The organism is Streptomyces sp. NPDC057939 (genome assembly GCF_042887545.1).
In the GTDB taxonomy this organism is placed as follows: domain Bacteria; phylum Actinomycetota; class Actinomycetes; order Streptomycetales; family Streptomycetaceae; genus Streptomyces.
Genome location: NZ_JBHVPG010000023.1, coordinates 55,669 through 77,593 on the forward strand (window position 1 = coordinate 55,669; position 21,925 = coordinate 77,593).

Here is a 21,925-nt window from a genome sequence, read left to right on the forward strand (position 1 = left end):
GTTCCCGCCGGGGCGGGCCGGGCCGGACAGGACGAGCCTCGGCGGCCGGTGGGACCCGTGACGTCATCCGATCGGAGGAGCGTGAGGCGGAAGCCGCGGTGCGGCGGCGGCCGGTGGGAACGGCGAAGGACCCCGGTCGGGCGACCGGGGTCCTTCGCGCGTACGGGCCGGGGGCCCGGGATCGGGGCCGGTCGGGCGGCCGCCGGTCGCCGGTCGCCGGCTCAGCCCGCCGGCGCCGCCTCCACCGTCGGGGGCTCGGTTTCGGTGAGCTGCTCGCGCAGGTAGTTCCAGAAGACGGCGATGAGCGCGGCGGCGGGCACCGCGAGGAGGCTGCCCACGACTCCGGCCAGGCTGCCGCCCAGGGTGACCGCCAGGAGGACCACCGCCGCGTGGAGGCCGAGGCCGCGGCTCTGGATCATCGGCTGGAACACGTTCCCTTCGAGCTGCTGGACCACGATGATGATCGCCAGCACGATCAGCGCGTCCGTCAGCCCGTTGGACACCAGGGCGATGAGTACCGCCACCAGGCCCGCGAACAGGGCGCCGACGATCGGTACGAACGCGGACACGAAGGTCAGCACCGCGAGCGGCAGCACCAGGGGGACGCCCACGATCCACAGGCCGAGGCCGATGAACACGGCGTCGAGCAGCCCGACGAAGGCCTGGGAGCGCACGAACGAGCCCAGGGTGTCCCAGCTCCGGGCGGCCACGACGGGGACGTCGGTGGCGAACCGGCCGGGAAGTTGGCGGGTCAGCCACGGCAGGAACCGGGGGCCGTCCTTGAGGAAGAAGAACATCAGGAAGAGCGCCAGGACGGCGGTCACCAGGCCGTTGAACACGGTGCCCACACCGGTGACGACGGTGGAGACCGCGCTGCCGACGCTGTTCTGGAGTCGGTCCATGGCGGCGTCGAAGGCGCCCGTGAGTTGGTCGTCGCCGATGTTCAGCGGCGGCCCGGCGGCCCATTCCCGCAGTTGCTGGATGCCCTGGCGCACGCCCTCGACCAGCTCGCCCGACTGGGAGGCCACGGGGACGGCGATGAGCGCGACGATGCCCGCGGCCACCAGGAGGAACAGCAGGGTGACCGCGGTCGCGGCGAGCGCGGGCCGCCATCCGCGCCGCCTCAGGAACGAGGCCAGGGGCCAGGTCAGCGTGGTGAGGAACAGGGCGACTATGAGCGGCCAGACCACCGACCACATGCGGCCGAGGATCCAGAGGGCGACCGCCGCCATCGCCAGCACCACCAGCGACTCGGCACTGACGCGTGCCGACGTACGAAGAGCGGCGGCGGCTCTTCCGGAGCTCAATGTGACAGACATGGGGGTCACCTTAAGCACCCCGGCGCACGGCTCCGCCCTCCGGCCCCGCGGCCGGGGCACGCCGGAAGGACGGGCGCCGCCCCGACGTCAGGCGGGGCGTCGGCCCCACACCCGGGTGCACGACCTCGGCAGGTACAGGGACAGGGCCGCGCTGACGACGTAGACGAGGGCCAGCACCCCCATCTCCCGGTGGATCGGGAACAGGACCAGGACGGCGACCCCGCCGCACGCGAACAGGAGCCACGCCACCGGATGGAACGGGGTGATGTCGCCGTCCAGGCCGACACCGCTCCACCAGCCGCACAGCACGAGGATCCCCGCGACGGCGAACCAGATCCAGAACACGGGGTCGCCCAGCGGGTCCGCGGGAGGTGTGAACCAGGTGGCCAGGTCGACGTCGCCCGGGCCCTCGGTCTCGCGCACCGTGTGGTGGAGATGGCCCGCGATGAAGAAGCTCAGGCCGAGGTACACCGCCTGCACCAGCGCCGTGATCACGGTGCGGACGGCCGCGGCGGAGCGCACGGCCGCAGGGGTCCGCGACACCCTCGTGTACATGCCGCGGGCGTGCCGGTGGGCGGAGGTGACGAGGGCGTACCAGGCGAGTGCCCATGTGGCGATGACGAACGCGTGGAGGACGAGGCTGTCTCCCCCGAACACCGTGAGCAGGATCGCCTCGACGATGTCGTCGGGCTTCGCCGGATCCGGAACAGCCATGCGCAATGCCCCCGTTCAGCCCGACGGGCGAGGACGTCGACCCGTACGGCGCAGGATCGTAGTGCAACCGGAGTCCCCAATTACCCTTCATGAGCCATGTAGTCGAAGGTCGGGGACACTGCCATCGGAAACCCGGTCGACCGACTGCGAGGAAGCCAGTGGACCAGTCCCCGGAGCACCGCGCCACCGATCACGCCGCTCGTGCCGGCGGCCCCGACCCCTTCGCCGAGGGCGGCCCCTTCGGCGGCGCCATCGACCCGGACGCCGCCGACGGCGACCTCGCCCTGACTCCCCCGCCCTCCGCGGCGGCCGCCCTCCCCCGCTTCAGTTGGCAGTGCGGGTTGGACCACGACGACCCGGAGCACTGCGCGGTCGACATCCCCGGCAGCATCGACTTCCCCCGGCGCGGCGACGGCACCTGCCCCCACGGGAAGCTCACGTACCGGATCCGTCGGCCCGCCTGAACCCGCGCGGCCCGCCGGCCCCGTGGCGGAGGCACCGCACGCACACGTCGCGGCCACGGCACCGCACGGCGCGGCCACGACGCAGCCACAGCACGGAGCCGGCACCGGAGCCGGCATGGAGGGGGTCCGCCATGGGCGTCATGTCCGTACTCGCGTCCGGTCCGGCCAAACGCTGGACCGCACTGATCAGCGGTGGCGCGTACGCCTTCGCCGCCGTACTCGTCCTGCTGCTGCGGCCCTGGGTACCGCCGGCCGGTGTCTGCCCGGGTACGGGCCTCACCCGCGCGGCGTGCGACCTGCGCGAGGGCGGCGCGCCGGCGTTGACCGCCGCGGCCGTCCTGCTGCTGGTCACGGCCGTCGGCGCCTCGCTCGTGGTGTCCGCGCTCGCGTTCCCGCTGCTGCGGCTGCTGTCCGGAACGCTCGTTCCGCTCGGGCTCCCCGGTGCGCTGCTGCTCGCCGGCCGCACGCTCCGCAAGGAACGACTGCTGCGCGTCTCCGGCCAGAGCGGCGACGCGCGCCCGGCGTCGGCGGCATCGGTGGCACGGGCGCTCGCGACGCTGCGCCGGATGCCCGAGAGCGACGCGGCCCTGCTGCCGACCCGGATCGGCAACAGCTTCGCAGCGATGTCCGAGCGGGTCCTGGCACGGCACGGGATCGACGTGAACCTCTGCTGGCCCACCCTCCAGCAGGTCTTCGACGATTCGGCGAGACGTGAGCTGGAGCAGTCCTCCGAGCTGGTTCTGGGCCGGGCCCGGAACCTCCTGTGGTCCTTGATCACCGTACTGGCGGCCGTGGCGTGCGCCTTCCTCGACCGGGTCGGCGCGTGGCCCGCCGCCGTCGCGGCCGGAGCCGCCGGCGTGGTGACGCTGATCCTGCTCCAGGGCCTCGGGAACAGCGTCGACGACTACGCCGACACGGTCGAGGCCGCCGTGCTGCGCCACCGCGATCCGCTCTACCGGGCCGCCTGTTGGCCGCTGCCCGCCGACACCGCGACCGAGCGGGCCGGCGGGGCGACGCTCACCGCCCATCTGAGCCGCAAGGACCACGAACCGTTCACGGTGGTCTTCGAACGCCCCGAACCAGCAGCCGAGGAGCGCCCGCAGTGATCGACTACACGCGACCCGCCACAGGGCCGGATCCCGACGGGGACCTCACCGCGACGCTCGCCGGCAGCAGCGCGCGGGCCGACGCCGTCCTCCGCCTCGACGTGCCGCCCCGCGACGAGGACTACCGGGTCGAGGACCTCCAGGTCCTGGAGGACTGGTACGACTCCGTGGGCCGAGTGGGCGCCGCCTGCGCCGCCTCCCACGCGCGCGCCGACCGACCGGTCGTCGCCCGCCTGGACGCCCTCGAATCATGGCTGCGCCGCGCCCATGACTGCCTCGCCCCCTTCCGGGTCCTGTTTCCCCGGCGCCGGGACGACCACGGCGACGCGGCCGCCGCCGACGACGCGAGCGCCCGCGAGCTCTTCCTGGATCTCCTCGCCGGGCTGGACCAGGTCCACGAGGAGACCGACCGGCACCGGCGCCACCTGTCCTCGCGCCGTGACGGCATCGGCCCCCAGGACGCCCGGGCCCGCTTCTCGAAGGGCCGCGCCGCACACCGCGCGTTGGCGGCCGAGGCCCTGGAGGTGCTGCCCGTCGGGGACCGGCGTCGTGACCAGTGGCTGCTGCGGCGCGCCCTCGCCACCGTGCGCCTCGCCGAGTACGGGGACGGTGCCGGGCTCGCGGCGATCGACGAGGCCCTCGCGGACGCGGACGCCCTGGCGGAGCCGGGAAGTGTCCTGGACGACGACCAGCGCAGGTTCGCCCGTTCCATCGGCGCGGCCGCGGCGACCCTGCAGAAGACCGCGGGGGACGCCTCCCGGGCGACGGACATCGAGGCGTTGGTCCTGCGCGACCTCGCCGTCCGGCAGGAGTCGGAGGGCGACCCACTGGCCGCCGCCCGGTTCGGTTGCAACCTGTGGCGGGCCGTCCAGCTCGGCGCGACGGTGCCCGGCCTGGACCTGCGCGACGCGGCCGACGCCCTCGACGAGGCCGTGCGGGACATGGACCCCGAGACCGCCGAGTTCCCGGAGACGGCAGCCGTTCGCGCGCTCGTGCACACGCAGCTCCTCGCGGTCGAGATGGGCTCGCAGCGCCGGTTGGACGAGGTGATCCGCGGGCTCGACGCCGCCCGCGCCGTCCTGCCGCCCGGGCACGAACTGCTCGTCCCCCTGCTGATGGCGCTCGCGCAACTGCTCGCCCGGCGCGCCGACCACCAAGGCTCGATCGGGGACATCCGCTCGGCCCTGGCGCTGCTGCGCCGGATCAGCGAGGAGGAACTCCCGGACCCCCTGAGCCGGTTGTACATCGACACCGTGCTCGCCTCGGTCCACCTGCGATTCCACTTCCACACGGCCGCCGACGACGCGGACTGCACCGCGACGGGCGACGAGGGCGCCTCCCCGGACCTGCGGCAGGGGCATTCCGCGCGGGTGCACCAGCAACTGCGCCTGCACCTGGCGACCGCGAGGAAGCTCGCGGCCGAACGCACCGACCACGCGCCGGAGACCATGGCCCTCGTCCTGGAGTCGCTGGGGCACTCGCTGATGCTCGGCGCCACCTACCCCGACGGACCCGGTGCCGGACCGTACCGGGGGGATGCCCGGCTCCCGCTCGTCACGGAGGCCCGCGCAGCCCTGCGGGAGGCCTGCGAGCACACCGACCCGGCCTCCCCCCACCGCGCGGGGCGCGACATGCACCACCTCCTCGCCGCGACGGTCGAGGCCCAGCACGGGTCGGACCCGGCCGCCGTCCGGGCCTGCGTCGAAGCCCTCGGCCACCTCGCCGATCGCGCGGACGTCGCGTCCCGGCCGGAGCTGCGGACGGTCGTCCGCGGCATCCTCGCCCACGCCTCGGCGACCCTGGCCCCGGCCGCGGGCGGCGCGGGCACCTCCCGTCGCGCCGAGGTGCTGCGCGGGCTGGAGGCCCGCTGCGCCGAGCGCCCCGGCGCGGTCGACCCGGCCGCCGTCCAGCTGCGCCTGCACCTGGCGCGCGCCCACCGCACGGCCGCCCCCACTCCCGTGGCGGCCGAGGGGCCGCTCGGCCACCTGCTGAACCTGCTCGCGACTCCCGTGCCGGCGACCGCCTCCCGGCCCTCCGCGTCCGACGCCGGCCGGGCCCGGGAGGTGGGCCGTTCCGTCCTGCGGATGCTGGCCTCCCGGGTCCTGGTACAGGAGTTTCCCGGAGACGCGGTCCTGACCGCCGAGAGCGCGGGGCGCATCGCGCGGGAGGTGGCGGTCTGGTGCGTCGAGGACGGGGCGTACGGGGAAGCCGTCGAGGTGTTGGAGAGCGGCCGGGCGCTCGCCCTGCACGCCGAGATGGCCACGGTCGACGTGGCGGACCGGCTCGCGGAACTGGGCCGGGGCGACCTCGCGGCGCAGTGGCGGCGGTGGCGGGCGACGCGGGTGGATCGGGCGCCCGAGCCCGAGGAGGCGGCGGGGCCGTGGGACTCGTACGCACGCCATCCGGTGCCGGAGCAGCTCGGCGTCCGGGTCCGGACGGTCCTGGAGGAACACGGGGTGCTCGACGGGTTGTCGGCTCCGGTTCCGGTGTCGGACATCGCGGCCGCGCTTCGGGCGACCGGCGCGGACGAGTTGGTCTACCTGCTCCCGGCGGACTCCGGGCCGCGGTCGGCCGGCGCGCTGCGGGTCGGCTCCGACGGGCGGGTGCGGTGGGAGCCCATGCCGGGGCTGGGCGACACCTCGGTGCTCCAGGGCTACCTCGGGGCGCTTGAGGCATGGCTGGCCTCCCCGGAGTCCGCATCCGCCCGGCGGACGTGGCGGCTCGCGCTCGGCGGGCTCTGCGATTGGGCCGGCGCGGCGGTGACCGGCCCCCTGAGCCGCGCCGTGACGAGCCGGCGCCGGGGCGGGCCGCACCCCGTCGACCCGACCGGTACCCCCCCGACAGGTACTGCTCCGGCCGGACCGACTCCGGCCGGTCCGACCCCCAACCGGCCGCCGCACCTGGTCCTCGTGCCGCTGGGGTCGCTGGCCGCCGTCCCGTGGGCGGCCGCCACCACCGCCCCGGCGGGGCCCTCCGTCGGGGGTCGGGGCCGGCCCGCGGTCGAGGGGCTCGTGCTGTCCACCGCCCCCTCGGCGCGCATGTTCGCCGTCGCGGCCGCCCGGCCGGCGGCCCGGGCCGGCGACTCGGCCCTGCTCGTCCTCGGTCTGACGGGCAAACAGGCCCGGGCCTCCTCCAGCCGCGGGCTGTACCTCCTGTACGGCGGTCGGGGTCGGTTGCTGATCCCTGGGGGCGAGCCGGACGCGGACACCCGTCCCGCGACGGTGCTCCAGGAGATCCACCGGGCCTGCCGGGAGCACGGGACGGTGGACGTGGCCGCCCATCTGATGCCCGACCCCTCGGAGTCCTGGCGGTCCTACCTGGCCTTCGGCCGCCCGGAGGGGGAGCGCGCCGACGGGCCGGACCCCGCCGCCGACCGACTCTCCGCGCAGACCATCGCGGCCCAGCGGTTCCCCGTCGCGCCCGACGGGCCGGGGCTGTGCGTGTCCCTGGCCTCGTGCGTCAACCACCTGGCCCGGCGCCACCACGACGAGTCGTTCACCATGGCGGCGGCCTTCCTGGCGGGCGGCGCCTCCAGCGTCCTCGGCTCCCTGTGGCCGGTCCGACTGCACGCCACGGCGCTGGTCGACCTCCTCTTCCACCACCGGATGCGGGAGGGGGACACCCCGGTACGGGCCCTGCGCGCGGCCCAGTTGTGGATGGCCGATCCCGCGCGGAACGTGGAGCGGGCCTTCCCCGCCCCCGTCCACGAGGCCGCCGGCGAACTGCTGGCCGCGCTGCGGACCTCCGGCCACGACCCCGCCGATCCCGCCCTGTGGGCCGGGCTGGTGGCCGTCGGCCGCTGAACGCCCCGACGGCCCCCGGCCCGGCTCCGGCCCGGCGACGCCGGGCGTCGCCGGGCCGGGGGGTCAGATCACCAGTGGTGCCTCCGACCAGCGGCGGACCCGGTACGGGGCCCACCACAGGTGGTCGCCGAGACGCAGGACGAGGGTCTCCCCCATGAGGTCGTCCAGGATCGGCCCCGGGATGGCGTCGGCGCGGGCGCCGTCGGTCAGGGCCGTGATGGCCTCGTGGTATTCGGGTTCGTCGATGGTGAAGCGGCGCAGTTCGCCGTAGCGCCGGTCGCGCACCTGCACGAACCCGGGGCCGTACCGGAAGACGCATTTGCAGATGTAGTACGCGTTGCGCCAGGCGAGAGCCGTCGCGACGGGGTCGGCGGTACCGAGCACGGCCGTCGGCGGGTGCAGATGGCCGTAGTGGCGCCAGGCTTCGGGGTCCGGGCCCGTGTGCAGCTGCCAGTCGACCGAGATGGCCAGGCTGGACAGGTCGCCCACGAAGCTGAGCGCCCGGACCGACCAGGCGGCGTCGGCGGGGTCGGTGACGTCGACCGGGCGCGGCAGCGTGACGTGCCGGGCCCCCGCCGCGAAGAGCCTGCGCGCCGCCTCACCACCGGTGAGGTCGATCTCGTAGCGGCCCAGGAACATGCTGGGCAGGGCGCCCACCTCGGGGTCGTAGTCCCGTGAGGCGGTCACCGTGAAGGGCGCGGTGCCCGTGAGTGCTGGAGTCATCGTCGTCCCTCTGTCCGGCGGTCGTCAGGCGGTCGTGGCGGCGAGTTCGGCGTCGCGGGCGGAGGTGTGCCGCATGAAGTCGATCCGCAGGAACTCCTCGTTGAGCGCGGGCGGCGCGATCTGCACGAACTGCCCGCTGTCCTCGAAGACCACCCCGAGCGCGCGCCACCGCGTCAGCACGTGCCGCAGCGCCTCCTCGCTCCTGCCGTGGTCGTCGTGGAGCTTGCGGGCGGCGGCCTTCACCGTGTGCGGCTGGTCGAGCAGCCGGAACAGCGCCAGTTCGAACGGGTCGGTCAGTTCCAGGTGCGTCCAGTCGAAGGCACGGCGCTTGCTGACGAGCACGATGCGGTCCTCCAGGTCGCAGTGGGTGAGACGGCTGCCGGCGTAGTTCCGCTTCCAGTGCGAGATGGCCTCGTCGAGGCGTTCGACGACGTCCTCCCCGATGCCGCGCGGTGGCACGTCGAAGACGTACGCCAGGTCGAACATCTCGGCGTCGGGGAGGTCGTAGGTGAGCCGGTAGGGTTCGGCGGCGCGCAGTTCGGAGAAGCCGAGACCGGGGTTGTTGAAGTACGGGCTGAACCGCTCGATGGCGATCCGGGAGGACGGTCCGACCGGCGGGTTGAGGTGTTCCAGGGCGGCCATCTGGGCCACGACGTCCGTGTAGTCCTCGGCGTCCTCGCCGGGGAAACCGTGCAGGTAGTTCCAGGCGACCGAAAGGCCCACGGTGGCGGCGTCGCGGAGCATGCGGACGTTCTGGCCGCCGGTCACGCCCTTGTCCATGAGGGTCAGGACCCGGCTGTTGAGGCTCTCGATGCCCGGTTGGACGAAGATCAGGCCCGCGTCGGCGAGGGTCTGGAGTTGCCCCTGGCGCATGTTGGACTTGATCTCGATGTGCATGCGCAGGTCGAAGCCGCTGTCGATGATGCGGGGCAGCACCGTCTTCACGTATCCCATGTCCAGGATGTTGTCGACGACGTACATGTCCAGGACCCGGTGCTTGCGGGCGAGTTCGATGATCTCGTCGTAGAACACGTCCGGGCTCTTGCTGCGGAACTGCATGAACGATCCGTTCAGCCCGCAGAAGGTGCAGTGGTGCTTCTCGCCCCACCAGCAGCCCCGGGCGCCCTCGACCACCAGCTTGGGCTCGACCCAGTTCCGGGCGTGGGAGGAGGCGAGGCGCTCGAAGTAGCCGGCGTAGTCGGGCGGGAGGATCGCGGCGGGCGGCAGCGGTTTGGTGCTCATGGCGTTGACCACGGAGGTACCGTCCGTGTCGCGCCAGCACAGGCCCGGGACCTCCGACAGCGGCTCGCCGGCGTCCAGCGCCCTGAGCAGCGCGGGGAACGACACCTCGCCCTCGCCGCGCAGGACGTGGTCGACGAAGGGGAAGTTGCGGTGGACGGTCTCGCCCTGCTTGCCGTCGCAGTTGGCGCCGCCCATGGCCGTCACGATGTGCGGGGCGAGGCGCTTGACGTACTTGGCGGCGGCGAGGGCGGCCGTGTTCTGCTGGAAGGTGGAGGTGAATCCGACCACGTCCGGTGCGAGTTCGACGATGCGCTCGGCGATGTGCCGGACGAAATCGGGGGCGGTCTCGTGCAGCGCCTTCGTCATCTCCATGCGGGGCCCGCGCACCCGAGTTCTCATGGCCTCGGTGAATTCGGCGACCCTCCATTTGGGGTCGTCGTACAGGGCGGAGGAGAACACCCAGTCGCCGCAGCCCAGGAAATAGGATCCGAGTGAGTAGTAGGAGTAGTCCTCCAGGGTGAATTCCGTGTTCTTGGTGATCCAGTCCACGTATTCGATGTTGGCGTGGAGAACGTCCGCCGTGGCGTTCGGAACGCGCTCGTCCACGCTGCGCTTGAGAATTCCGAGAGCCAGCGACGGAAGGTCGATCGGGGCCCAGGGCATGTTCACCAGGAGTACGCGCATGGCTGGCCTCTTCTCATGTGATCGGTGCGCGGTTCATGCGGTCGGTGCGCGGTTTCATGGGTCGGTGCGCGGCGACGGTGGTCCGCCGGGTGTCCGGCCGGGAGCCGTCGGGCTCCCGGCCGGGCCGGTGGGGCCGGTCGCGCACGCGGTGCGTGGCCGGCCCCTCGTTGCTGCTCGGCTACTTGTCCTCGTCCTCCATCTCCTCCGCGGAGCGGAGGTAGACGACGACACCGACGCCCGGCTTGCGGCTCTCCTCGTCGCCTTCCAGCGGGTCGCCGTGGATGATGTCCTTCTGCATGCTGTTCACCTCCTCTCCGGGTGTGGGGACGGCTCGGCCCGCACGGGCGCCGTGGGCAGCCCGCGACCGAGAAATCTGAGGGACCGCCGGATCACGGCCAGGTGGTCGGCGCCGTCGTAGCCGTCGTGGCCGGAGTCCAGCCACATGAGCTCGTGGGCGACCCCGGCGCCGCGCAGGACGGCCAGGTAGGCCTCGACCTGTTCCGGTGGGCACTTGGCGTCCCGCCGCGCGGCGACGACCAGGAGCGGGGAGCGGATGGCGGCCGCGTACGTGGACGGGGAGGCCCCGGCGTAGGCGTCGGGCACCTCGTCCGGTGTGCCGCCGAACAGCCTGCTGTCGAGGGCCTGGAGGGCGGGCGTGGAGTGCCGGAAGGCCGTGGCGCAGTCGGCGAGCGGCTTGACGGCCACCCCGACGTCCCAGAGGTCCGGACGGGTTCCCATGGCCAGCAGGGTCAGGTAGCCGCCCCAGGACGTGCCGCACAGGCCCACGGCGCCCTCACGGCCGATTCCCCTGTCGATCAGCTCGGCGCGGGCCCGCACCAGGTCGGCGACCTGGGTGTGGCCGACTCCCTCGGTGTAGGCGGAGCGCCAACGCGGCCCGTAGCCCGTCGAGCCCCGGTAGTTGACGCGCGCCACGGCGTAACCCGATCCGACGAGGGCCTGCACCATGGGGTCGTAGGCGTCGCGGTCGTGGTCGGCCGGGCCGCCGTGGACGAGGAGGACCAGGGGATGCGGCGCGGGACGGTCGGCGGGTGTGGTGACCAGGGTGTGCGCCGGGCCGTCGGGGCCGGGGGTCCACAGGTCCAGGCGGTGGCCGAACCGCGGGAGCCGCCACTGGCTCTGCCCGGGCAGGGACGTGCCCGACAGGGTCAGCGCGCGCGGCACGTTCACCGCGTCGGTCCAGATGAAGTGGACGTCCCCGTCGGCGGCCGGTGCCGCGTCCAGGATGCTGCCCTCCGGGGTGGGCACCGGGGTCAACTCGCCGCGGTCCAGGTCGGCGGTGAACAGTCGGCTGCGGCCGTGCCGGTCCTGTCGGACCAGGATGCGCGTGCTGCCGGGGCCGGGGTACCAGCGGGCGGTGGTCTCGGTGTCGAACGAGCACCAGGGCAGCAGCTCCAGTCCCCGGTCGGGGGCCCAGGTGCCGAGGTGGTAGCGGCCGGCCCGTTCGCGCAGGACCAGCAACAGGGTGCGGCCGGGCCTCGGTTCCGGGGCGGTCGGGGCGTCGGGCAGGGGCGCGGGACCGGGTAAGGGCGGTGTGCCCGCAGGCGGCGCGCCCGTGGGCGCGAAGCCGAGCGCCCAGGTGCGCTCCCCGGTGCCGGAGAGCACCGCGACGGTGGTCCCGTCCGGGGTCAGCAGTGTCACGGCGCGCTCGGAGTGCGCGGGTCCGGACACCGCCAACAGGCTCCCGTCCGGCGCCAGGTCGCACAGCGTCCCGGATTCCGTCGTCCGCAGCACCGATGCGGCGGTGCCGCCCCGCCGCCCCAGGTGGACGGCGAGTCCCCCGGGCGTCCGGATTCCGACGGCGACCAGTCCGCCTGCCGCCAGCGCCAGCCCGGCGGGCCGCCCGTGCGGTACGCCGACCAGCGCGGGGCGGTCCGGGCCGCCGTCGAAGTCCTGGATGCGCCAGCCGCCGCTGCCGCCCGGGTCCTCGTCGAACCACCACACGACCTCGTCGTCGTCGATGGCGCACAGCAGTGTGCCGTGCGGCCGGTCGGTCAGTTGTCGGCCGGTGCCCTTGGAGCGGTCCCACGTGAAGATCTCGCAGCGTCCGTCGGCGTCCCCCGTGTACACCATCCGGTCGGGGTCGCGGGGGCTGGTCACCGGCAGCACCGGCCGGTAGACGCCGTACGTGCGCGTGGCCGTCGTCGGTCCGGGGCGCGTCACGGCGCCTCCTCCACGACGAGGGCGGCTCTGGAGGTCGCGTACAGGGCCAGCCCGGCGAACGCGCCCGCGCACCCGAGTGCGACGGCGCGTCCCCCGTACTGCGCCACCAGGACCCCCGCCGCCAGTGGGGCGAGCACCGCGACGCCCTGGCCGGCGGTGCCCAGTACCGTCCCCATCCGGGCGAGCAGCCGGTCGGGGGTGGCCAGCACCGCCCGGGTCTGGAGTACGACCACCACGGACGGCACGATCAACGACACCCCGCCGAGCAGCAGGCCGTAGGCCCAGGTCCGGGTCGCGAACGCGAGCCCGGCCGCGGTCGGCACCATGACCCACGAGGCGGCCGTCACGATCAGTGCGGCCGGGACCCGCCGCACCAGCCACGGGGCGGCGAGTGCGCCGAGCAGCCCGCCGACGCCCGCCAGGGTGAGGATGAGCCCGATCGAGGAGGGGCTGGCGCCCTGGGCGTGGGAGGCGAACACCGCGTGGAAGTACAGCGCGCCGAGGAGCGCGTTGATCCCCGCGGTCCACACCACCACGAAGCGCAGGAAGGGCTCGGCGCACACGAAGCGGAGCCCTTCGGCGAGCTCACGGGTGAACGGCTCGGCCGGGCCCCCGCGTTCGGGCGTCAGGTCCGTGCGGATCGCCCTGCTCAACACCGCCACCAGCAGGAACGAGACCGCGTCCGCGAGGAGCGGCACCCACCGCGACAGTTGGTACAGGACGCCGCCCAATGTCGGCCCGACGATCTGCACGGCCTGGTCCCGTGCCTGCAGGTATCCGATCGCCCGGGTGTACCCCTCGGGCGGCACCAGCCGACGGATCGTCCCGGAGGCGGCGGCGCCGTAGGTGGCACTGGCGGCCTGCTCGACCGCTGCGGCGACGAGGACGTGGACGAGGAGGACGTGGCCGAGGGCCACGGTGACGAACACCGATCCCATGGCGCAGGCCGCGACGAGGGCGGCCGCGTACATCATGGGCTTGCGGGGCCACCGGTCGGCGAAGACGCCCGCGATCGGCGAGACCACCAGTCCGCTGACGAGTGCCACCGAGGCGACGAGGCCGGCGAGACCGGCCGAATGTCCGGCGCCCAGCAGGATCAGCGGGAGGAAGAGGGAGGAAGCGCAGGTGCCGAGACCGTCGACGGCGCCCGCCGTCCAGAAGAGCAGGAAATCCCGGCTGCGCAGAGGGGATGTGGATCGACGCTCGGCTTCGGGTAATAAAACGTCGGGCGATAAGTCGGGTAATAAGGGGCCGGAGGGTTCTAATTTCTCCTCGGCCTCTCCCATCAGGAATCCCGCTCGGCGGATATTGCTGACACGAACGAACCCACAATACCCCCCATTGATATGTGGTACGTACGGCCGTTGAGGGTTGCGATCGTATCGAACGCGGACACCCCTTACAACACTTCGTTCGAATGTAATTCTGGATCAAGGAACAGGGTTTTCCGGGGGTGCCGGCCGCGCCCGGCGCGGGCTCCCCCGGGGGGCGAGGACCCGATACGAGGGCAGGGCCCGGGCCGCGCGTCGCGGTCCGGGCCCTGCCCCCTGTGCCGCCCGCAGCGGCGGCGCGTCAGCCCTGCGCGGCGTCGTCGCCGGCCTGCGCGGCGGCCTCGGCCGCGGCCGCCTTCTCGCGCATCTTGCGGACCAGCTCGGCCTTCTGGTCGGCCGCGCCCTGGCGGTCGCGGTTGCGGTGCGGGCCGTTGTTCTGCCGTTCGGCGCGGGACAGCCGCTTGCGCGGGCCGCCGCCCTGACCCACGGGGTTGTTGATGTTCTTGCTGTCGGTCACGGGTTCTCCCGGTAGTGATGTGGAGTGATCCACGGAGCGATCGGTGGGGGACGGGCGGTGACGTCGGGGGACGTCAGCAGGGGCCCATCACGCCCTCACTCGTAAATCGGCCTCTGGAAGAACATGACAAAGACGTTACCCGGTTCCCCCGGCCCCGCACACCAACCCCACCTCCGCCCCGACGTCGACAGGGCCCCCGCCGTCGTGGACCCCGACGGCCCCGCGCTCCGGCCGGTGCGGGCCGAGTCTTCACTTATGATTCATGGCGGCCGCGGGACGGCGACTCGTCGATCCGGACGAAGGACCCCCGACGCAGGTCACGAGGATCTTGGGGGAATCGAGTGACCGCAGGCATGCGTTGCGCTGGTGTGGTGTGCCCGGTCCACCCGCCCGCCGACGAACAGAAGACCCCCGGGAGAAGTGAGGTATGCCAGTGATCTGCGTCGGAGGCATGATCGGGATCGGCAAGACGAGCGTGGCCGAGCTGCTCGCCAAGGAGCTCGGCAGCCAGGTCTTCTACGAGAGCGTGGAAGACAACCCGATCCTCCCGCTCTTCTACACGGCGAGCCCCGAGGAGATCCAGGCGAAGCGGTACCCCTTCCTGCTCCAGCTCCACTTCCTACGGACGCGGTTCGCCTCGATCAAGGAGGCGTACAAGCAGGACGACAACGTCCTCGACCGGTCCATCTACGAGGACTGGTACTTCGCCAAGGTCAACCACGATCTGGGCCGGATCAGCTCCCTCGAGATGCAGGTGTACGAGGGACTGCTCGACGAGATGATGCGCGAGATCGACGGCCTGCCCTACCGCAAGGCGCCCGACCTCATGGTCTACCTCAAGGCGGACTTCGAGACGGTGCTGCACCGCATCGGACTGCGGGGCCGCGATTTCGAGCAGGACGCGGGCCTCGTCGAGTACTACCGGACCCTGTGGTCCGGCTACGACGAGTGGGTGCACGAGCACTACTCGGCCAGCGATGTCCTCGTCGTGGACATGAGCCGCACGGACGTGGTGAACAACCCCGAGGACGCGGCCCGCGTGGCACAGCAGGTCAAGGACGCCCTGGAGGCGGGCCGCCGCACCGCCTGAGGCTCGACGGCGCCCATTTCGAACACACGTTCCCCAAGGTGTCGGGAGGCCCGTGCCCCCGGCACCCGGGCCGCGTCCCGGGGCACCGGCGCCCGGGGACGCTCCACCGGAGGACGCAGCACCACCCCGCACTTATGGTGGGTGTGTGATCGAGTCTGGACGGCCGCGGCTCCGTCGGCGTTACGGCCGGGGGACGCTCGTACGACTGTCGCCGATCATTCTGACCGTCGTGATCGCGAGCCTGGCCTACGCCACTCCGCCGGAGATGGCCTTCAGTCGTCTCCTGCCGGCGGCGCCGGCACTCGCGGCCGCGATGTGGCCCGTCCTGCCGACCGTCCTGCTCGGGACGGTGTGCCTCTGCCTGATGATCGGCCTCGGCCTCGTCTTCCCCGACCTGGGGACGTGGTGGACGGCCGCGGGGATCATCGCCGTCACCGTGGCCGCCGCGTACGGGAGCCACCTGCGGCTCCAACGGGAGCGCACCCTCCTCCAGGTGCGGCTCGTCGCGGACGCGGCGCAGCAGGTGGTCCTCAGCCCCATGCCGCGCCGCTTCGGGAACGTCGAGATCGAGTCGCTGTACCTCGCGGCCGCGGCGGAGGCGCGCATCGGCGGGGACTTCTACGAGGTCGCCGACACGCCGTTCGGCATCCGGCTGCTCATCGGTGACGTGCGCGGCAAGGGGCTGCCGGCGGTGGGGGCGGCCGCCGCGATCGTCAACGCGTTCCGGGAGGCGGCCTACGGCGAGGCCGACCTGGTCGACATCGCGCGCAGGATGGACGCCAGCAGCGCCCGCTACAACGCCGCCTTCCCCTCCGACGAGCCGATGGAGCGCTTCGCCACCGCCCTTCTCGCCGAGATCCCGCACGAGGAACAGCGCATCGTCATCCTCAACTGCGGTCACCCGCCGCCGCTGCTGCTGGGCGAGAAACGGATCCGTGTCCTGGAGTCCATGACCCCCTCGCCCCTGCTCAGCCTCGCGGAGCTGATCGGCGATCACTACAACGTCGACACCTTCGACTTCGCCCCCGGCGACCTGCTGCTCCTCTACACCGACGGGATCGCCGAGGCCCGGGCCCGCGACGGCGAGTTCTTCCCGTTGGCGGCCTGGATGGGGCGCCAACCCCCGACGCCGCCCCGCGAACTGCTCTCGGCCCTGCACCGGGACCTCCTGCACTACAGCCGGGGGCGCCTCGACGACGACGTCGCCGCACTCGCCGTGCGGCTGAGGCTGCCCTGAGGCGCCCCGCCACCGCGTAGGGCTACCAGGCCTCCAGCCGGTCGCCCGCGACCAGCTCCGAGGTGAACCCGTCGGGTCCGGTCGCGGGCTCCCCGAGGACGGTGACGCGGTGCATGACCCGGTCGACGTCGAGGTGGCCGAAGTCGGTGGGGGCGAAGTGGCAGGTGCTCCGGTTGTCCCAGAAGGCGATGCTGCCCGGCTCCCACCGGAAGCGGACCGTGTACTCGGCGCCGGTCATGTGCTGGAACAGCAGGTCCAGCAGGTGGCGGCTCTCGATCTCGCTGAAGCCGACGATCCGGGTGGTGGAGCCGGGGCTGACGAACAGCGCCCGCTCCCCCGTTTCGGGGTGTACGCGGACCACGGGGTGGACGGCGACCTGGGGGTCCTTGCAGTAGATGTCGAGGATCTCCCGGTCACGGGGGTCGGAGTGGCGCAGGTGGACGCCGGTGAAGAAGGCGTGCTCGGCCCTGAGCGAGTCCACGAGGTCGCGCAGCTGCGGCGAGAGTGCCTCGTAGGCGGCGACGGTGTTGGTCCACTGGGTGTCGCCGCCGAAGGGCGGGGTGGTCTCGGCGCGCAGGATCGACAGGTCCGGCGGGTTGACCGCCTGGGTGAGGTCGCTGTGCCAGCCGGCGATCGGGGAGACCCACTTGCGCCGGTAGTGCTCCTCGAAGTTCTTGCCGTAGCGCTCGACGTCCGCCTTGGCGTCCACCGTGAGGATCTCGGGGAAGCCCTCGGGCGAGACGCCGTGCTTGCTGCCGGGGCGGCGGGTGAGGGCGCCGAAGCGGCGGCCGAAGGCCACGTGGCGGGCGTGGTCGAGCCGCTGCCCGCGGAAGAAGACGACGCGGTGCGTGAGCACGGCCCTGCGGATCTCGGCAACGGTGGCGTCGTCGAGGTCCTCCCGCAGGTCCACGCCGGAGACCTCGGCGCCTATGTGTCCGGCGATCTGCCGGACGGTGATCCGGGTGGTCGGAGCTGCCTGGGTTGTCTGGGTCACGGTCGGGATCCACCTCTCGGATGGTGGGGTGAGGGGTAAGGGGTTCGGGTTCGCGGTGCGGGACCGGCCGCATCGGCCTCAGCCGAAGTGGACGGTCCACTGCACCCACAGGGGCAGCACGAGCAGCGACGCCAGGGAACTCTTGACGACGAGTTCCGCGGACAGGGCCACGTCGACGTCGTAGCGCTGCGCGAAGATGAACAGGTTCTGCGGGGCGGGCATCGCGGCGATCAGCACCAGGTAGGCGAGCCAGTCGCCTTCGACGCCGAAGACGTGGCGGCACACCGCCCACGCCATGAAGGGGAAGACCAGGCATTTGAAGGCGACGAGCCACACCTCCTCCGCCGTGGTGCCCCGCAGGGTGAGGCCGGCTCCGCCCAGGTGCAGGCCGAGCGCGAAGAGGGCCACCGGGGAGGCGCTGTCGCCCACGAACGCGAAGCTGTCCAGGACGGCCTCCGGCAGTCGCACCGACAGCAGGTTCAGCACGATCCCCGCGTTGCACGCGAGGACGACGGGCGTCACCAGCGAGGCGCCGACCGCGCGGGCCAGGCGCGCGCCGGGCCCGCCGGTGCGCTCCGGCCGGCCCAGCTCCATGATCGAGATGACGACGAGGGACAGCACGCAGACCTGGAACAGCAGCACGGGGAAGATCGGCGCGGCGTTCCCGAAGAGCATGATGAACACCGGTACGGCGAAGTACGCGGTGTTCACCTGGACGCCCGCCATGATGCGCAGGGCGACGCCCCGGGGGTCCAGCACGCCGAACATCCGGGCCGCGGTGCCCACCACGACCACCGCGCAGGCGGCGGTGGCCGCGTAGCCGCCGATCGCCCGCCAGTCGAAGAGGGCGGCCAGGTCGCTGGCGTAGATGTTGCCGAACAGGTAGCAGGGCACCGCGAAGAGGAAGGCGTAGTCGGCGAAGACCTTGGAGCTTTCGGCCGGTACCACCTTGCGTCGTGCGAGGAGGACGCCGCAGCCGAAGGCCAGGACCACCGGCAGCAGCTTCTCCAGGGCGGTTACCGCCCCCATGCGTTCGGCACTTCCACCGGGCTCCGGCCCGCGATCAGGTCGTGGTAGCCGGTGATGAGCCGTCCGATCACGTCGTTCCCGGTCAGGTCGTAGTGCTGGTCGTCGATGCGTGCGACCGGGAGGATCTCGCAGGCGGTGCCGCAGATGAAGGCTCCGTCGGCCTCGGCGGGGAAGTCGCCGCCCAGGTCACCGATCTCGTACGGGATGCCCTCGTGGTCGGCGATGGCCAGGACGCAGGCCCTGGTGATGCCGTCGATGGTGCACCGCGTGGTCGGCGTGTGGAGGGTGCCGCCCCGGGTGAAGAAGACGTGGGCGCCGGTGGCCTCGACGATGTTGTCCTCGTCGTCGAGGAGCAGGGCGTCGTCGAAGCCGGCCCGCAGGGCGTGGTTCTTGCTGACCGTACCGATCATGTAGTTCCCGGCGGCCTTGCTCTTGACCGGGGCGTGGCGCGGGGACGGCCTGCGGTATTCGGCCGTCACGAGGGAGATGCCCGTCCGGAGGGCGTCGGCCGCGGCGTAGTAGCCCGCCGGGATCTCCCACGCGGCCACGGAGGTGTGCACGGAGGTGCGCAGCGCGGCCGTCTGGATGACCTCGGAGCCGCGCCAGGCGTTGATGCGGACGTAGCCCTCGGTGATGCCGGCCTTGGCGACGACGTCGAGGGTGGCCCGGTGGAGGGTCTCCTCGTCGTGTTCGAGGTCGAAGTCGAGGATCCGTGCCGAGGTCCGCAGCCGCGCGAGGTGTTCACGGAGCATGAAGGGGGCGCCGCCGTAGACGCGGACGCCTTCGAAGACGCTGCTGGCGTAGTGCAGGCCGTGGGTGAGGACGTGGATCTTGGCGTCGGCCCAGTCCACGAGGCGGCCGTCGAGCCAGATGTGACCGGTTCGCTGGTCGAAGGGAAGCAAGGGGGGCACCTCAGAGCGCAAGGTCGAAGAGCGGGTTCTGGAGATCACCGACGAGGGCGACGAAGCGCCGCTGGTGCGGTGTGAGGCTGCGCACCGACACACCGTGCAGGGCCAGCGGGTTGATGGGGTACATCACGAGCGTGTTGCTCCGGTACGGGACGGTGGCGACCTCCTCGACGTACCGCGGATCGATGTCGAACCGGTTGTCGCCGTACTCGGAGGCGCTGGTGGTGAACTTGTGGGCGCCCTCACGGTACTTGTAGAGGACGAGGTCGCCGCCGATGGCGTCGTCCTCGGCGAGGCGCATGTAGAAGAGTCCGCCGAAGAGCTTGTAGGGCTTGTCCACGTGGGGGCCGCGGTAGGCGGAGGGCCGGCCGGTCACGGCCGAATTGATGACGGCGGTGCAGTCCATGAGGATGTCGTGCGTGTCGAAGCCGTCGTGGTTGCGGCGGCCGACGCGCAGGTCGCGCAGGGGGCCGCACTGCTTCTCGGCGTCGGGGAGGTTGGCTAGCAGGTCGTCCTCGAACAGGTCGAGGAACTGGGCGTAGAACTCGGGCGACGCGTGGTAGGTGACGAAGTCCTTCCACACCTGGGCCGTCGCCTCGTCCTGGAGGATGTGTTCGGACATGTAGTTGTAGCGCTCGTTCGACGTGATCTCCTTGCCGATCCGCGTGCCGATGTACTCGACGTCGGGCATGGAGGCGGCCAGCGCGTCGTACAGGGGTTGGGGCAGCGCGTCGCTGATCACGATGTGCGGGAACGGGTCACGGCGGATGTCGTCCTTGGTGACGCCTGCCAGCAGCGAGCGGATGGGCGGGGTGGACTGCGACATGTCTGTCTCCTACGGGTTGAGGTTCCTGGCGGAGAGCCAGGTTTCGAGCATCAGCAAGGACCAGAGGACTTCCGCGGTGTGCGCGCCCGGGTTCTCGGACTGCATGCGGAACAGGTCGTGTACGACGTCCTGGCGGACGTGGTCCCGGTAGCGGGCGCCGGGGGCGAGGAGGGTGTCGCCGATCAGTTCGTGCAGCGCCTCGCCGGGCTTGATCATCGCCGCGATGGGGAGGGTGAAGGGCTGCTTGGGCCGGTCGATGACGCTCCTGGGGACCCAGCGCCGGGCGGCTTCGGAAACGGGCGCCTTGACGGTGTCGCCGACGACCTTGAGGGCGGCGGGCAGGGCGTGGGCGAGGCGCATCACGGACGGTTGGAGGAAGGGGATCCTGGCTTCCACGGAGTGGGCCATGCTCAGGTGGTCGACCCGGCGCAGGATGTAGTACGGGAAGCGTTCGAACTGGTCGTAGCGCAGCAGCGTTTCCAGTTTGTCGAGCTTTCCCGAGCGGACCCGGCGGTCGAGTTCGTCGCCGGTGCGGTCGCCGAAGAGACCGCCGTTCGCGGCGAGGTGGGCGCGGTGGGCAGGGGTGTAGAGCCGCGCGAGGGTGCTGGTGCCGATGGCGGCCAAGGTGTCCTGGTAGCCGCGGTGCCAGGTCGCGGAGTCGTCGCGCGCCGCCTTGACGAAGCGGGCGTAGCCGCCGAAGAGTTCGTCGGCGCCGTCGCCGGTGAGGGCGACCTTGAACCCGGCCTGGTGGATCGCTTCGAACAGGGCGAAGGTGCTGAGGCTGTGCGGGGCGTTGTTCGGCTGGTCGAGGTGACGGACGAAGCGGTCGACGAGGGAGGGAAAGTCCGCGGGGTCGAGCAGGACCTGGTGGTGGCGGGTGCCGCTGTGGCGGGCCGCCTCCTCGGCGAAGTGTCGTTCGTCGGCCGGCCAGTCGCCCCGGTAGGCGACGTTGAAGGAGGCCAGGTCGGGGACGATGCCGGCGGCGATGGCCGATGTGTAGCTGGAGTCGAGGCCGCCGCTGGTGATGACGCAGACGGGGACGTCCGCGTCGAGCATGCGGGCGAGTTCGTGGCGCAGCGTCCCGTCGAGGAGCTCGGCTGCCGCGCCGAGGTCGGGCATCGCGTCGGGCCCGTGCTGTTCGTCGGGTGACAGCGGGGTCCGGGTGAGGGTGAGGCGTCCGTCGGCGAAGCGCAGGGTGGTGCCGGGGACCATGGTGCGGACCTTGGCGTAGACGGTGTCCGGGCCCCAGACGGCCCTGCCGCCGAGGTAGCGGTCGATGGCGAGCGGGTCGAGGGCGTCGGGGAAGTCGGGGAACCGGGACAGGGCCTGGAGTTCCGAGGCGAAGCAGAGCCGGCGGCCGTCGGCGGAGAGGTAGTAGAACAGGGACTTCATGCCGGCGTGGTCGTTGAAGAGCTTCAGACAGGGTTCGGCGCGGCGGTCGACGACGGCGATGGCGAACATGCCTTCGAGGCGGGAGACGAAGTCGTCCCCGTGGCGTTCGTACAGGGGCAGCAGGACGTCGCCGTCGCAGTCGCCCTCGAAGGTGTGTCCCGCCGCGACGAGTTCGGCGCGCAGTTCGCGGTGGTTGTAGATCTCTCCGTTGAACACGCACGTCATGTCGCCCAGGACGAAGGGTTGGCGTCCGTGGTCGATCCCCTGGACGGCGAGGCGGTTGTTGCCCAGTGCCCAGGTGGCGGCGGTGTGGACGGTCCGGTCGTCGGGACCGCCGTGGTGCATCGCCCGTGCGACGGCGTGCAGGACGTCGCGGTCGACGGGCTCCCCGCCGAAGTGGCCGTAGATGCGGCACATGCTGGTGA

The 21,925-nt window shown here is 72.3% G+C and carries 17 protein-coding genes; 5 read left to right on the top strand and 12 right to left on the bottom strand.

What is annotated here, in order from left to right:
• Window positions 1-221 precede the first annotated feature (221 nt).
• Together ACFVS6_RS24035 and ACFVS6_RS24040 are read right to left on the bottom strand one after the other, a co-directional pair.
• The gene (locus ACFVS6_RS24035; protein ID WP_389706732.1) at window positions 222-1,319 is read right to left on the bottom strand and encodes an AI-2E family transporter; all 1,098 of its coding nucleotides are present in this window, start codon (window positions 1,317-1,319) and stop codon (window positions 222-224) included.
• Between the two features lie 87 nt (window positions 1,320-1,406).
• On the bottom strand, window positions 1,407-2,033 hold the full coding sequence (locus tag ACFVS6_RS24040) for a hypothetical protein (protein ID WP_389706734.1): 627 nt from the start codon (window positions 2,031-2,033) through the stop codon (window positions 1,407-1,409).
• Between the two features lie 158 nt (window positions 2,034-2,191).
• Between ACFVS6_RS24040 and ACFVS6_RS24045 the strand changes: the two genes are divergently transcribed.
• From ACFVS6_RS24045 to ACFVS6_RS24055, 3 genes are all read left to right on the top strand, one after another.
• Window positions 2,192-2,497 (top strand): hypothetical protein, encoded by a 306-nt coding sequence (locus ACFVS6_RS24045; protein ID WP_389706736.1) that lies wholly within the window; start codon window positions 2,192-2,194, stop codon window positions 2,495-2,497.
• 131 nt (window positions 2,498-2,628) lie between these two features.
• A complete protein-coding gene (locus ACFVS6_RS24050; RefSeq protein ID WP_389706738.1) occupies window positions 2,629-3,603 on the top strand; it encodes a hypothetical protein in 975 nt (324 codons plus the stop codon).
• Window positions 3,600-7,406, top strand: coding sequence for a CHAT domain-containing protein (locus ACFVS6_RS24055; RefSeq protein WP_389706740.1), 3,807 nt, complete (start codon window positions 3,600-3,602; stop codon window positions 7,404-7,406). Before ACFVS6_RS24050 ends, ACFVS6_RS24055 begins: the two co-directional genes overlap by 4 nt.
• Before the next feature lie 63 nt (window positions 7,407-7,469).
• Here the strand turns inward: ACFVS6_RS24055 and ACFVS6_RS24060 are convergent, their stop codons facing one another.
• The 5 genes from ACFVS6_RS24060 to ACFVS6_RS24080 form a co-directional block, all read right to left on the bottom strand.
• On the bottom strand, window positions 7,470-8,129 hold the full coding sequence (locus ACFVS6_RS24060; protein ID WP_389706742.1) for a DUF5825 family protein: 660 nt from the start codon (window positions 8,127-8,129) through the stop codon (window positions 7,470-7,472).
• 24 nt (window positions 8,130-8,153) lie between these two features.
• The gene (locus tag ACFVS6_RS24065) at window positions 8,154-10,055 is read right to left on the bottom strand and encodes a RiPP maturation radical SAM C-methyltransferase (protein WP_389706744.1); all 1,902 of its coding nucleotides are present in this window, start codon (window positions 10,053-10,055) and stop codon (window positions 8,154-8,156) included.
• Between the two features lie 303 nt (window positions 10,056-10,358).
• The gene (locus ACFVS6_RS24070) at window positions 10,359-12,236 is read right to left on the bottom strand and encodes an alpha/beta hydrolase family protein (protein WP_389706746.1); all 1,878 of its coding nucleotides are present in this window, start codon (window positions 12,234-12,236) and stop codon (window positions 10,359-10,361) included.
• Window positions 12,233-13,522: an MFS transporter gene (locus ACFVS6_RS24075; RefSeq protein WP_389706748.1), complete on the bottom strand. Its 1,290-nt coding sequence runs from the start codon at window positions 13,520-13,522 to the stop codon at window positions 12,233-12,235. The genes ACFVS6_RS24070 and ACFVS6_RS24075 overlap by 4 nt, the downstream gene beginning before the upstream one ends.
• Window positions 13,523-13,808: 286 nt before the next feature.
• On the bottom strand, window positions 13,809-14,024 hold the full coding sequence (locus ACFVS6_RS24080; protein ID WP_389706750.1) for a DUF6243 family protein: 216 nt from the start codon (window positions 14,022-14,024) through the stop codon (window positions 13,809-13,811).
• A 427-nt stretch (window positions 14,025-14,451) separates the two neighbouring features.
• Between ACFVS6_RS24080 and ACFVS6_RS24085 the strand changes: the two genes are divergently transcribed.
• Together ACFVS6_RS24085 and ACFVS6_RS24090 are read left to right on the top strand one after the other, a co-directional pair.
• Complete coding sequence (locus ACFVS6_RS24085) at window positions 14,452-15,114, top strand: deoxynucleoside kinase (protein ID WP_389706752.1); 663 nt, start codon at window positions 14,452-14,454, stop codon at window positions 15,112-15,114.
• 145 nt (window positions 15,115-15,259) lie between these two features.
• Window positions 15,260-16,351 (top strand): PP2C family protein-serine/threonine phosphatase, encoded by a 1,092-nt coding sequence (locus ACFVS6_RS24090; RefSeq protein WP_389706754.1) that lies wholly within the window; start codon window positions 15,260-15,262, stop codon window positions 16,349-16,351.
• Window positions 16,352-16,373: 22 nt separating this feature from the next.
• On the opposite strand, the gene ACFVS6_RS24095 is transcribed toward ACFVS6_RS24090, so the two are convergent.
• The 5 genes from ACFVS6_RS24095 to asnB form a co-directional block, all read right to left on the bottom strand.
• Window positions 16,374-17,345, bottom strand: a complete 972-nt coding sequence (locus ACFVS6_RS24095; protein WP_389706756.1) for a TauD/TfdA dioxygenase family protein — start codon at window positions 17,343-17,345, stop codon at window positions 16,374-16,376.
• Between the two features lie 78 nt (window positions 17,346-17,423).
• Window positions 17,424-18,374, bottom strand: coding sequence for an AEC family transporter (locus ACFVS6_RS24100; protein ID WP_389706758.1), 951 nt, complete (start codon window positions 18,372-18,374; stop codon window positions 17,424-17,426).
• On the bottom strand, window positions 18,362-19,276 hold the full coding sequence (locus ACFVS6_RS24105) for an aminotransferase class IV (RefSeq protein WP_389706760.1): 915 nt from the start codon (window positions 19,274-19,276) through the stop codon (window positions 18,362-18,364). Before ACFVS6_RS24105 ends, ACFVS6_RS24100 begins: the two co-directional genes overlap by 13 nt.
• A gap of 10 nt (window positions 19,277-19,286) precedes the next feature.
• Window positions 19,287-20,108, bottom strand: coding sequence for a hypothetical protein (locus ACFVS6_RS24110; protein ID WP_389706762.1), 822 nt, complete (start codon window positions 20,106-20,108; stop codon window positions 19,287-19,289).
• Between the two features lie 9 nt (window positions 20,109-20,117).
• Complete coding sequence (asnB, locus tag ACFVS6_RS24115) at window positions 20,118-21,917, bottom strand: asparagine synthase (glutamine-hydrolyzing) (RefSeq protein WP_389706764.1); 1,800 nt, start codon at window positions 21,915-21,917, stop codon at window positions 20,118-20,120.
• Between the last annotated feature and the right edge of the window lie 8 nt (window positions 21,918-21,925).

Excerpts from the sequence above, each read along its gene's own strand:
- ACFVS6_RS24075 (WP_389706748.1), bottom strand. The coding sequence starts at position 13,522 with ATGGGAGAGGCCGAGGAGAAATTAGAACCCTCCGGCCCCTTATTACCC.
- ACFVS6_RS24085 (WP_389706752.1), top strand. The coding sequence starts at position 14,452 with ATGCCAGTGATCTGCGTCGGAGGCATGATCGGGATCGGCAAGACGAGC.
- ACFVS6_RS24065 (WP_389706744.1), bottom strand. The coding sequence starts at position 10,055 with ATGCGCGTACTCCTGGTGAACATGCCCTGGGCCCCGATCGACCTTCCG.
- ACFVS6_RS24060 (WP_389706742.1), bottom strand. The coding sequence starts at position 8,129 with ATGACTCCAGCACTCACGGGCACCGCGCCCTTCACGGTGACCGCCTCA.
- ACFVS6_RS24035 (WP_389706732.1), bottom strand. The coding sequence starts at position 1,319 with ATGTCTGTCACATTGAGCTCCGGAAGAGCCGCCGCCGCTCTTCGTACG.
- ACFVS6_RS24050 (WP_389706738.1), top strand. The coding sequence starts at position 2,629 with ATGGGCGTCATGTCCGTACTCGCGTCCGGTCCGGCCAAACGCTGGACC.
- asnB (WP_389706764.1), bottom strand. The coding sequence starts at position 21,917 with ATGTGCCGCATCTACGGCCACTTCGGCGGGGAGCCCGTCGACCGCGAC.
- ACFVS6_RS24100 (WP_389706758.1), bottom strand. The coding sequence starts at position 18,374 with ATGGGGGCGGTAACCGCCCTGGAGAAGCTGCTGCCGGTGGTCCTGGCC.
- ACFVS6_RS24040 (WP_389706734.1), bottom strand. The coding sequence starts at position 2,033 with ATGGCTGTTCCGGATCCGGCGAAGCCCGACGACATCGTCGAGGCGATC.
- ACFVS6_RS24110 (WP_389706762.1), bottom strand. The coding sequence starts at position 20,108 with ATGTCGCAGTCCACCCCGCCCATCCGCTCGCTGCTGGCAGGCGTCACC.